We start from the raw sequence: 12507 nt of genomic DNA on the forward strand, positions 1-12507 counted from the left end.
CCGGCCGCAAAGAAAAAGGTTTGGACGACAGATGTGTTGGAGGCCTTTCGATGAATCTCATGCGTACTGCCATGCTGCTTGCCTTCATGACCGCGTTGTTCATGGGCGTCGGCTATCTGATCGGCGGTCAATCGGGCATGCTGATCGCATTTGTCGTCGCAGCCGGCATGAATTTCTTTTCCTACTGGAATTCGGACCGCATGGTACTATCAACCTACGGTGCGCAGGAGGTGGATGAGCGCAACGCGCCGGAATTCTACCGGATCGTTCGCGATCTCGCCCGCAATGCTGGCCTGCCGATGCCTAAGGTTTATCTCTATGACAGCCCGCAGCCGAATGCGTTTGCGACAGGCCGCAATCCGGAAAATGCCGCCGTTGCCGCCTCCACGGGCCTGTTGCACGCGCTAACTCCGGAAGAAGTGGCCGGTGTGATGGCGCACGAGCTTGCCCACGTCCAAAACCGCGACACGCTGACCATGACGATTACGGCGACGCTTGCCGGCGCTATTTCCATGCTCGGCAACTTCGCCTTCTTCTTTGGCGGCCGCCGCGACAACAACAATCCCCTTGGCATGATCGGCGTTCTCGCGGCGATGATCGTTGCGCCTCTGGCCGCCATGCTGGTGCAGATGGCGATCAGCCGGACGCGCGAATATTCGGCCGACCGCCGCGGCGCTGAGATCTGCGGCAATCCGCTATGGCTCGCCTCGGCACTTGGCAAGGTCGCCCGTGGTGCGGCGCATATTCCGAATGAGGAAGCCGAGGGACATCCGGCAACGGCGCATATGTTCATCATCAATCCGCTCTCCGGCGAGCGCATGGACAACCTGTTTTCCACCCATCCGAACACGGAAAACCGCATCGCCGCGCTGCATGACATGGCCCGTTACGGCGGCGGTAGTGCCTCGCCGATGACACCCTCTTCAGGCCCATCTTCGGGCTTTGGCTCGACGGGGCCGGTTCTGACTGCTAATCCGGAGCGCAAATCGCGCTCCGTGCCGAATACGGGTCGCGGTGGTTCGCAACCGCCGAAGGGTCCCTGGTCTTGAGTTCTGACACGAAAAACAACGCTTCCAACAAAGACGGAAAACGATCGGGAAAGCGGCCGCAACAGTCGCGGCCGGCCGATTCGTCTCCGCCAAAGCCCGGCCTTGCGGCCCGCGCGGCGGCGTCGAAGATCCTGGGAGCGGTGCTGGACCGCAAGACGCCGCTCGACGGCATGCTCGACGCCGAAGGCGGCAGCGCTGCCTATACGACACTCAGCGATGGCGATCGTGCGCTGGTACGCGCCATCTTGAACAGCGCGCTGCGGCACCTGCCGCGCATCGAGGCGGCAATATCGTCGCTGCTCGATTCGCCGCTGCCCGAGGGTGCCCGCGCCCTGCATCACGTGCTCGTCGTCGGCGCGACGCAGATCCTCTATCTCGACGTGCCGGATCATTCCGCCGTCGATCTCGCTGTCGAGCAGGCCAACCGCGATCCCCGCAACCGCCGCTTCGCCAAGCTGGTCAACGCCATCCTCCGCCGCATCGGCCGTGAGAAGCAGGAGATTCTCGAGCGTGTCGCGAAGGTGCCGGCCATGCCGGACTGGTTCCTGTCTCGCCTCGAAGCTGCCTATGGCGCGCCAGCCGCGTTTAAAATTTCCGACACGCAGCTTGAGCCGGCCGCGATCGATCTCACCGTGAAATCCGATCCCGAAGGCTGGGCGAAGCGGTTGAACGGCACCGTGTTGCCGACCGGCGGCGTGCGGCTTGCTGCATTCGAGGGGTCCATTCCCTCGCTGGAAGGCTTCGACGAGGGCGAGTGGTGGGTTCAGGATGCCGCCGCCAGCATTCCGGCCAAGCTTTTCGGCCCCTTGACCGGCAAGCGGGTGGTCGACCTCTGTGCGGCACCAGGCGGCAAGACGGCCCAGCTTATTCTCGCAGGCGCCCACGTCACGGCTCTCGATCAGTCCGCCAACCGGCTGAAGCGGCTGTCAGGCAATCTGGCACGCCTCGGCCTGGAGGCCGAGACTGTCGTTGCCGATATGAGCAAGTATCAGCCCGACGAACTTTTCGACGCCGCTCTGCTCGACGCTCCCTGTTCTTCGACGGGAACGACGCGCCGCCATCCCGACGTGCTGTGGACCAAGGGGCCGGAGGATATCGCCAAGCTCGCCGGCCTGCAGGCGCGTCTGCTTCGCCATGCCCTGACACTGGTCAAACCCGCCGGCGTGGTGGTCTTTTCCAACTGCTCGCTCGATCCCGAAGAGGGCGAGGATCTCGTCGCGCGGCTGCTTGCCGAGAAGGACGATGTCGAGCGCGTGCCGATCGACGCGGAGGATTGGCCGGGCCTGGAGGCGGCGATTTCGCCGCTTGGTGCCTTCCGCACCACGCCGGATATGCTGCCGCTTGCCGATGGTTTTGCCTCCGGCCTCGACGGCTTTTTCGCGGTCGTGCTTCGACGCACGCGCTAGCTTTCGTTCGGCTCGTCACCCACCAAGCGGTTAAAAAGCCGGTAATATGTCCTTAATTGGTATATCTGTAACCTCTTTTTAACCACGGGTAATGAGAGTAAGCAGAAGCAAATATGCAGATCTGCGGCAGGGTTTTGTGAGTTCATACATGCGGGAAGCATGGCGGCGGATGTCGCGCCGCGCGGCGTTGACGCGATTGCGTCTCACCCGCCACACGATGCGTGTGCCGGAACGATTAATCGTGGCGCCGACCGACCTTCGCAGCGTCGATCCTTTTTTCGTCGAAGAGCTTCTGAACGGTCGCATCCTGCTGGCCGGACGCGTTCTCGAAACGCAGGGTGCTTCGCCCTTTTCGCTTGAATTGCCGTCGCTCGCCTTTGCCGCGCGGCTGCATAATTTCCGCTGGCTGCGGCATTTACGGGCGGAAAAGAGCGATCAGGCCTCGGCCATGGCGCGCTCGATCCTCACCGATTGGATCGCGGTTCACGGCCGCCGACTGCATGGCCTTGCCTGGTCGCCCGATATAGCGGCGCAGCGGCTGGTCGCGCTCCTCTCGCATTCGCCTGTGCTCCTGCAGGGCACCGATAGCGGCTTTTACCGCCGTTTCATGCGCATGCTCGTCTTCCATGTGCGCTTTCTGCGGCGGATCGTGGCCTCGTCGCCCGATGGCGTTACCCGGTTCCGCGTGCGCATCGCGCTTGCTATGGCCTCCGTTGCCATGCCGAGCAGTTCGCTGACGCTGAAACGGGCCGGTCAGGCGCTCGACCGCGAGATCGACCGGCAGATTCTGCAGGATGGCGGCCATATCTCCCGCAATCCGCGGGCGTCGCTGGAGCTGCTCCTCGATCTGCTGCCGCTGCGCCAGACCTACGTCAATCTCGGCCATGATGTGCCGGTGCGGTTGATCCCCGGCATCGACCGCATGTACCCGGCGCTGCGCTTTTTCCGCCATCAGGATGGCGATCTGGCGTTGTTTAACGGGGCGACATCGACGCTCGCCAACGAACTGATGTCGGTGCTGCGCTACGACGAGACGGCGGGACAGGCCTTCAAGGCGCTGCCGCATACAAAATATCACCGGCTGGCGGCCGGTCAGGCCGTCGTCATTGTCGATGCCGGCGCTGCGGCCTCGACCGATCTCAGCCGGACGGCGCATGCGGGTTGCCTCTCCTTCGAGATGTCCTCGGGCAAGACGCGCTTCATCATCAACTCCGGCGCGCCGGAGTTCGCGGGCGATCGCTTCATGCAGGCGGCGCGAGCGACGGCTGCGCATTCGACCGTCACGCTCAACGACACCTCGTCCTGCCAGTTTTCCAAGTCGAAATCGCTGGGGCCGATCATGGTCGGCGGCGTCAAGAAGGTCATCGTCGAGCGCGCCGAGACAGAAGACGGGCGCGATTATGTCCGCGCGGCCCATGATGGCTACCTCTCCGCCTTCGGTTACGTCCACGAGCGCGAGATAAGCCTCAACGCCAGCGGCACCATCGTCGCCGGCCGTGACCGGTTCTTTACGCCAGAAGGCAAGAAGCATCAGCCGAAGGGCGAAGGCATCGCTTCGGCCCGTTTCCACATCCATCCCTCCATCAGCCTGCTGCAGACCGAGACGGATGCGGCACTGCTGATTGCGCCGGACGGAGAGACCTGGGTCTTCTCCTCGCCCGGTAACGAGGTGCTGGTGGCGGAGGATATCTTCTTTGCCGATCCCTCGGGGATGCGCTCCTCCGATCAGCTCGAGATCGTTTTCAAGATCACCGAAAAGCCGGAAATCCGCTGGTTTTTATCCCATCGGCCATAGGCTAAGCGCGTCAGCTATGCTAACGGGGCGGCATTCCCGTCCCGCGCTATTTCTGCCGGACCTGTTGTCTCCCTATGCCAGAGCGCTTCCGCTCTGTTTTTTTGTTATCGCAACTCCGGACGGAAAACCGCCATACACTTTTCCTGGAGTTGCTCTAGATCGGAGAAAGCCCATGGCCGTCGTTTCCAAGAAAATTCCCGCTCCCGACAAGGTGAAGGTGAAAACCGCGCTTCTGTCCGTCTTCGACAAGACCGGCATCGTCGAGCTGGCGCGTGCGCTCAGCGAACAGGGCGTACGGCTGCTGTCGACCGGCGGCACGCACAAGGCGATCGCCGCGGCCGGCCTTGCCGTGACCGACGTGTCGGAAGTAACGAATTTTCCGGAGATCATGGACGGCCGTGTCAAGACGCTGCATCCGAAGGTGCATGGCGGCCTGCTCGCCATCCGCGACGATGCCGAGCATCAGGCTGCGATGAAGGAGCACGGCATCGAGGGCATCGATCTTGCCGTCATCAACCTCTATCCCTTCGAAGACGTTCGCAAGGCCGGTGGCGATTATCCCACAACGGTGGAGAATATCGATATCGGCGGCCCGGCGATGATCCGCGCTTCGGCCAAGAACCACGCCTATGTGACGACGCTCACCGATCCCGCCGACTATACCGAGCTACTGGCCCAGCTCTCCGCAGATGCCGGCCAGACGACCTATGATTTCCGCAAGCGCATGGCTGCCAAGGCTTTTGCCCGCACCGCTGCTTACGACGCGATGATTTCCAACTGGTTTGCCGAAGCGCTCGATATCGCCACGCCGCGCCACCGCGTCATCGGTGGCGTTCTGCGCGAGGAAATGCGCTACGGTGAAAACCCGCACCAGAAGGCGGCTTTCTACCTGACCGGCGAAAACCGCCCCGGTGTTTCCACGGCAACGCTCCTCCAGGGCAAGCAGCTTTCCTACAACAACATCAACGACACCGATGCGGCCTATGAGCTCGTTGCCGAATTCCTGCCGGAAAACGGTGCGGCCTGCGCGATCATCAAGCATGCCAATCCCTGCGGCGTCGCCACCGGCCCGAGCCTCGTGGAAGCCTACAAGCGCGCGCTTGCCTGCGATTCCACCTCGGCCTTCGGCGGCATCATCGCGCTGAACAGCCTGCTCGACGCCGAAACGGCGGAAGAGATCGTCAAGCTTTTCACCGAGGTCATCATCGCGCCCGATGTTACCGAGGAAGCCAAGGCGATCATCGCCCGCAAGCCGAACCTCCGTCTGCTTTCGGTTGGTGCCCTGCCCGATCCGCGTGTCGCCGGCCTGACCGCAAAGACCGTCTCCGGCGGCCTGCTGGTGCAGAACCGCGACAATGCCTTGGTCGAAGACATGGAGCTCAAGGTCGTCACCAAGCGCGCGCCGACGGCGCAGGAGCTTGGCGACATGAAGTTCGCCTTCCGCGTCGCCAAGCATGTGAAGTCGAATGCCGTCGTTTACGCCAAGGATGGCCAGACGGCCGGCATCGGCGCGGGACAGATGAGCCGTGTCGATTCCGCCCGCATCGCTGCCATCAAAGCAGAAGAAGCCGCCAAGGCCATGGGGCTCGCCGAGCCGCTGACGCAGGGCTCCGCCGTTGCCTCGGAAGCCTTCCTGCCGTTTGCCGACGGCCTGCTCTCGGCGATCGCCGCCGGCGCCACCGCCGTCATCCAGCCGGGCGGCTCGATGCGTGACCAGGAAGTCATCGACGCGGCCAATGAGCATAATGTCGCGATGGTCTTTACCGGCATCCGCCATTTCCGCCATTAATCGTCGGATATACCCGATCGAAAAATTTTATATCCCGGCAGGCAAACCTGTCGGGATTTTCTTTGCCTACTTCGTCTTGTCGGCCGGATAGGGCGTCGGCAGCAGAAGCAGGAGGCCGCCGGCAAGGAAGATGACGAGTGTCGCCATGCCGAGGCGGGCCGAGCCGCTCCAATAGGTTACCAGCGAAAAGAACAGCGTCGCCATGAAGCTGGTGGCGCGGCCGGAGAGGGCATAGATGCCGAAGTAACGGCCGGCTTCCGAGAGGCTGACGCTGCGGGCGAGATAGGAGCGCGAGGAAGCCTGTACGGGGCCGAAGGCGATGCCGATCAGCAGGCCGTAGCCGATATAGGCCTTTTCTGCTGCCGTGCCGAAAAGGCCGCCGGAGCTGACCGTGGAGAGCGGAACGAAGCCGAAGAGCGTGAAGCCGGGACCGGTCGAGAGAATGCCGAAGGTGGCGATGAGAAGCAGCGTCAGGCTGATGATAACCGTCGTCTTCGAGCCGAGCCAGCGATCGACATAGCCGGCGGCAAAGCAGCCGAAGATGGCGATGACGTTGAGGATGATGCCGTAGATGCCGATCTCGATCGTCGCCCAGCCGAACATGCCGGCCGCGAATGTGCCGCCGAGGATAAGCAGGCCGTTGACCCCGTCCTGATAGACCATGCGGGCGATGAGGAAGAAGCTGATGCCGCGCCGGCGCTTCAGCTCGCCGAGGGTCGTCGAGAGTTCGCGCAGGCCCGAGCGGACGGCGGTGCGAAGCGGCAGGCCACGGGCGGCGTCCGGCGTGAACAGGAACATCGGCAGGATGAAGATCAGATACCAGACGGCCGAGATCGGCCCGGTGATGCGCGCATCCTCGCCGAGCGTGGCATCGAGGCCGAAGAGCGGCGTCAGGCCGAGGATGGTCCTGCCGGTCTGCGGATTACCGGCCAGCAGCGCGACGACGGTGATCAGCACGATCATGCCGCCGAGATAGCCGAGGCCCCAGGCGGCGTTCGACAGCCTGCCGACATCGTTCTTGCTGACCAGCCGCGGCATCATCGAATCGTTGAAGACGATCGAGAATTCGGCCGAGATCGAGGCCAGGATCATGAAGATGACAGGGTAGATGACAGGCGATCCGGGGGCTGCACCCCAGAGACAGAAGAGGCTTGCGATCTTGATGACGGCGAAGAAGGCGATCCAGGGCTTTCTGGCGCCAGACTGATCGGCGATGGAGCCGAGGACCGGGGAGAGAATGGCGATGATCACCGAGGAGATCGTCGCCATATTGCTCCATGTCGTCTGCGCGGAGACGGGATCGGCCGTCAGCCGCGCAACGAAATAGGGGCCGAAGATGAAGGTGGTGACGACGGTGAAGAACGGCTGAGCCGCCCAGTCGAAGAACATCCATCCCCAGATGCCGCGTGCCGGCACTTTGGCCGGCACGTCATTGTCAATTTCGGTTGCCACCAATCCCGCCCCTCAATCCCTTACCCGTATGCCGGGTCTGGGCGGACTGTGTCACCTTGCCCGGCCGTTCGCAAGGTCGCTGAGCAGGCCGGCGGCAACGGTGATGCGGGCGAGATTCGGATCGCCGCTTTCGCTGAGGCCGCCGAGCTCTTCGGCGATGCGATTGATGCGGATACGGTCTTCGGCATGCCATGCCTGAACCGGCTGCTTGTCCTTCGGATGATTGGACAGTGCCGAGATGACAATATCGCGGCGGGCGCCGGCGATCTGGTCGAGGCTGCGCGCAAGCGCGAGGCTCTCATAGTGATCACCTGTCACGATGCGGCTACCGGCAAGCAGCAGGCGACCGACACGGAAGGTTTGCGACACCGTGAAGTAGCTTTCGGCGGCACGGTTCAGCGTGTCGCCGGTGCGCTCGGCGATCTGCATGATCTCCGGCACGAGAACGAGCGCATAGATTATCGCGATCTCCGAAGCCAGCTTTTCCGGCAGGCCGGCGGCCTGATATTCGGCTTCGCGGGCCGCGATCTCGGCTGCGAAATCCGCCGGGATGTGGGTGAGGAAGACGGGTCGCAGCTTCTTCAGTGCTGCGCGAAGCCGGCTAACGGTTTCCTCGATTTCGCCCTTGGCCGCGCCGGTCTTCAAGAGCAGGCGGGTCAGCACGGTATAGACCTCGGTGATCTCGCCGTAGACGCGGTTCTGCATCTGGCCGCCAACCTTGCCATCGAGCGCGTCCGTCTCATTCCAGAGCCGGTCGAGATCGAACCCGTCGCGGGCGATGACTGCGGCCTTGACCACTTCGGCAGCCGATGCCGCCGTCGCATCCATCATGCTCACAGCAAAGCCCGGGCCACCGCGGTTGATTGCTTCGTTGGCAAGCGCCGTGGCAATGATCTCACGGCGCAGGCGATGGCTTTCGATATCGGTTGAATTCGAGCGCTGCATCTTGGCCGGGAAATAGCGGCTGAGCGTTGCGGCGAAGTAAGGATCGTCGGGCAGGTCGCTGGCAACAAGCGCGTCGAAGAGGACGATCTTTGCATAGGAGAGCAGCACGCCGATTTCGGGGCGAGTCAGCGGACGGCCATTGGCGTAACGCTCGGCGAAGGTCTGGTCATCGGGCAGGGTCTCGACCTTGCGGTTGAGCTGCTTGGCCGCTTCCAGCACGCTCATGAAGCGGCTGAGTTCCAGTCCGTTGCCGGTGCCCTTGCGCTCCGTCAGCGAGATCGCCAGGGATTGCAGGTAGTTGTTGCGCAGGACGAGCGCGCCGACTTCGTCGGTCATCGATGCCAGCAGGATATCGCGCTTGGCCCGCGTCAGCCGGTCATCGAACATGGCGTTCGCGAGCGCGATCTTGATGTTGACCTCGACGTCGGAGGTGTTGACGCCGGCGGAGTTGTCGATGGCGTCGGAGTTGCATCGGCCGCCCTTGAGGCCATAGGCGATGCGGCCCTTCTGCGTCACACCGAGATTGGCACCCTCGCCGATCACCCTGGCGCGGACTTCCTCGGCCGTGATGCGGATCGGATCGTTGGCGCGATCGCCGACTTCCGAATCCGTTTCGGACGGCGCCTTGACGTAGGTGCCGATGCCGCCGAACCACAGGAGGTCAACGGGAGCCTTGAGGATCGCCGTCATGATCTCGAAGGGCGTTGCGACCGACTTGTCGATGCCGATGGCAGCGACCGCTTCCGGCGTTAGCGTCACTGATTTGGCCGAGCGGGAGATGATCATGGCGCCCTTCGACAGGACGGACTTGTCGAAATCCTGCCAGCTGGAGCGCGGCAGGTCGAAGAGGCGCTGGCGCTCTGCTAGCGTCTTTGCCATGTCCGGATCGGGATCGATGAAGATGTCGCGATGGTCGAAGGCGGCGAGCAACCGGATCTTCGGGGAGAGCAGCATGCCGTTGCCGAAAACGTCGCCGGACATGTCGCCGACGCCGACAACGTTGAAGGGCGTCGTCTGGATATCGATGTCCATTTCGCGGAAATGCCGCTTCACGGTTTCCCAGGCGCCGCGGGCGGTGATGCCCATCTTCTTGTGGTCATAGCCGGCCGAGCCGCCGGAGGCGAAGGCATCGTCCAGCCAGAAGCCGGCTTCCTGCGCCAGCGCATTGGCGGTGTCGGAGAAGGTGGCGGTGCCCTTGTCGGCGGCGACGACGAAATAGGGATCGTCGCCATCGAGGCGCACCGTATCGGCCGGCGGAATGATATCGGCGCCGGAGATGTTGTCGGTGATCGACAGCAGCGTGCGGATATAGGTCTTGTAGGCCTCGCGGCCGGTGTTGAAGATCTCGTCGCGGCTGCCGCCGACCGGAAGCTTCTTCGGATAGAAGCCGCCCTTGGCGCCGACGGGCACGATGACGGCGTTCTTGACCTGCTGTGCCTTCACGAGGCCGAGCACTTCCGTACGATAGTCTTCAGCGCGGTCCGACCAGCGCAGGCCACCACGGGCCACCTTGCCGAAGCGCAGGTGAACGCCTTCGACTTCGACGCCGTAGACGAAGATTTCGCGGAAGGGGCGCGGCTCGGGCAGGCCGTCCAACAGCTTCGGATCGAGCTTGAAGGCGAGCATGGCCTTGGGGCTACCGTCCGCATTTTTCTGGAAGTAGTTGGTGCGCAGCGTCGCATCGATGGCATTGACGTAACGGCGCAGGATGCGGTCGTCGTCGAGGCTAGGCACATCGGCAAGCTCGGTTTCGATCGCGGCATGGAGATCGGAAAGCTTCTTAGTGCGGCTCTTGTCGCTGAGCTTCGGATCGAGCGTATCGTGGAAGAGGCGGAAGAGCGATGCGGCGATGCGCGGATACTTATCCAGCGTCGAGGAGATGTAATCCTGCGAATAGGCAATGCCGGCCTGGCGCAAATAGCGGGAATAGGCGCGCAAGACGTTCGTCTCGCGGGCGGAAAGATCGGCGGAAACGATCAACCGGTTGAAGGCGTCATTGTCGATCGTGCCGCCGAAGGCAGCGAGGAAAGCTTCTTCCAGCGCGGCGCCATGACGGGCGAGATCGATCGTCAGGCCGCCACGGGCTTCCAGCTCCATGTCGTGCAGCACGACATGGCCGGTGGAGCCGTCCTTGGCGGTGACGTAGATATCGAAGGTGCGTTCGCTGATGACGTTGAAGCCGAGATTTTCGAGGAGCGGCACGCGGCGCGACAGCGCCAGGTTGCCCTGCCCGTGGAAGATCTTCAGCGAGAGGATGTCGCCTGCCTCGTCCTTGCGGATATAGAAGCCGATGCGGATCGGCTCGGCGCCGGACGTGGCGACGATATCAGGCAGATCGGCAAAGGCGTCTTCCGGCGAGAAGGCTTCCTGGAAGGCCTGGCTGACGGAGATGCTGGGCGCCTTCGGGCCGGCCAGCATAAGGAAGCGTTCGTCCCACCGGGCGGTGATGGCGCGGATTGCCTCTTCAAGCTTCGCCTGGGGAACATGCGGTGTCTTGTCGGCGCTGCGGCCGATGATGAAGTGCACACGCGCCACGCCGCCTTCGGGGAAGGCCGGGTAATAGGCGGAGACACGGCCGTCATAGACCGTTTTCAGGTAATTGCCGATCTTCTCGCGGACGACGGAATCATATTCCTCGCGCGGAACATAGACGATGACGGAGACGAAGCGGTCGAAATGGTCGATGCGCGGCAGAGCTCGCACGCGCGGCCGGTCGGTCAGGTCATTGATCTGCTCGGCGAAGCTTGCGAGCAGGGTCGTATCGATCTGGAAGAGGTCGTCGCGGGGATAGGATTCCAGCGTGTTTTCGAGCATGCGGCCGGAGTGGCTGGTGGGGTCGAAGCCGAAGTGATCCTTGACCTTTTGCACCTTCGAGCGCAGCAGCGGCACTTCCGCCGCGGCGCTGGTATAGGCCGTCGAGGTGAAGAGGCCGACGATGCGCAGCTCGCCCGTCACATTGCCATCGGCATCGAAGCGCTTGACGCCGACATAATCCATATAGGCGCGGCGATGGACGATCGACTTGACGTTCGCCTTGGTGACGATCAGGAAATCCGGGCCGTCGAGGAAGGCGAGGATTTCCGGTGTCGTGGTGACGGCGTCCTTGCCCTGGCGGAGAACGCGCACGTCCGGATTGGAGAGGATGCCGAGGCCGGCACCGCGATCGCGCTCGACCTTGGCGTCGGCACCCTTGCCGGAATAGACATATTCGCGCATGCCGAGGAAGGTGAAGTTACCATCCCTTAGCCAGGCAAGGAAGGCGAGCGCTTCGTCGCGGTCGTTCTTGCGGCGGCCGGCCGCTTCATAGGTCGACAATTCCGATATCACGGTGTCGAGGCGCGCCAGCATCGGCTTCCAGTCGGAAACGGCAAGATGCGTCTGGTCGAGCACGGTCTGGACCCGCTTGGTCAGATCCGTTGTCTGCGCCGTCGTCAGGGGCGAGAGATGCAGCTGGATATGGCTGACGCGGTGGGCCGGATCGCTCGGCTGATCGGCGGAATAAAGGCTCGGCTGCTTGCCGGCTTCGACGACCAGGATCGGATGCACCGCCATATAGAGATCGCGGTAGCTGCTGGTCACCTCGCCCATGATCGATTCGTAGAGGAAGGGCATGTTGTGATCGGTGATCGACAGGATCGACACGGCAACGCCATCGGGCTCGATATTGGCAACCTGTTCGATGCTGACGCGGGGAGAGGTGCCGCTCCAGGCCGCCAGTTCCTTGGCCGCGTGCGCTGCGGCAAGCGCCAACATTTCCGGGCTGTAACGCTCCATGTCGTCATTGCTTGCCCGGCCGAACAGGATCTCGGGGTCGAGATGCGTCTCGCCCGTCGCCGCCGCTATTTTGCGTGCCGCTTCGATCTGCTTTTCCCGTTTCGGATTGGTTTTGGGCGCCATGGAATTCCTCCCGATTTTCGAATTTTGACGACAGTAGCAGAAGGTTTAGCGAAAAAACTGGCAAAAAGAATGCGAATTTGGTTGCTTTCGGACTGATTTTGGCCGGTTTTTTTAAAAATCTTGCCGGAATGCGCGATCCTGATGAAAAGCGGATATCATCCGCGTGAAATCGGC

General features: G+C 62.7%; 6 protein-coding genes. 4 read left to right on the top strand and 2 right to left on the bottom strand.

Features of this window, described 5'->3' with window-relative positions; all coding sequences use genetic code 11:
- Positions 1-50 precede the first annotated feature (50 nt).
- From htpX to purH, 4 genes are all read left to right on the top strand, one after another.
- Entirely contained in the window at positions 51-1049 is a 999-nt protein-coding gene (gene htpX / locus BJ928_RS27905) for a zinc metalloprotease HtpX (RefSeq protein ID WP_047634026.1), read from the top strand.
- On the top strand, positions 1046-2455 hold the full coding sequence (locus BJ928_RS27910; protein ID WP_047634028.1) for an RsmB/NOP family class I SAM-dependent RNA methyltransferase: 1410 nt from the start codon (positions 1046-1048) through the stop codon (positions 2453-2455). Before htpX ends, BJ928_RS27910 begins: the two co-directional genes overlap by 4 nt.
- A 148-nt stretch (positions 2456-2603) precedes the next feature.
- Positions 2604-4250 (top strand): heparinase II/III family protein, encoded by a 1647-nt coding sequence (locus BJ928_RS27915; RefSeq protein WP_047634029.1) that lies wholly within the window; start codon positions 2604-2606, stop codon positions 4248-4250.
- A 172-nt stretch (positions 4251-4422) separates the two neighbouring features.
- Positions 4423-6039: a bifunctional phosphoribosylaminoimidazolecarboxamide formyltransferase/IMP cyclohydrolase gene (purH, locus tag BJ928_RS27920; protein WP_047634030.1), complete on the top strand. Its 1617-nt coding sequence runs from the start codon at positions 4423-4425 to the stop codon at positions 6037-6039.
- 66 nt (positions 6040-6105) lie between these two features.
- Here the strand turns inward: purH and BJ928_RS27925 are convergent, their stop codons facing one another.
- Entirely contained in the window at positions 6106-7494 is a 1389-nt protein-coding gene (locus BJ928_RS27925; protein WP_052227826.1) for an MFS transporter, read from the bottom strand.
- Positions 7495-7542: 48 nt separating this feature from the next.
- Entirely contained in the window at positions 7543-12333 is a 4791-nt protein-coding gene (locus BJ928_RS27930; protein WP_047634031.1) for an NAD-glutamate dehydrogenase, read from the bottom strand.
- Positions 12334-12507: the final 174 nt, after the last annotated feature.

This window comes from Rhizobium sp. WW_1 (assembly GCF_003610155.1).
GTDB classification, from domain to species: Bacteria; Pseudomonadota; Alphaproteobacteria; order Rhizobiales; family Rhizobiaceae; genus Rhizobium; species Rhizobium tropici_A.

Bases quoted from the DNA above. Each gene is read 5' to 3' on its own strand.
- htpX (WP_047634026.1), top strand. From the start codon at position 51: ATGAATCTCATGCGTACTGCCATGCTGCTTGCCTTCATGACCGCGTTG.
- BJ928_RS27915 (WP_047634029.1), top strand. From the start codon at position 2,604: ATGCGGGAAGCATGGCGGCGGATGTCGCGCCGCGCGGCGTTGACGCGA.
- purH (WP_047634030.1), top strand. From the start codon at position 4,423: ATGGCCGTCGTTTCCAAGAAAATTCCCGCTCCCGACAAGGTGAAGGTG.
- BJ928_RS27930 (WP_047634031.1), bottom strand. From the start codon at position 12,333: ATGGCGCCCAAAACCAATCCGAAACGGGAAAAGCAGATCGAAGCGGCA.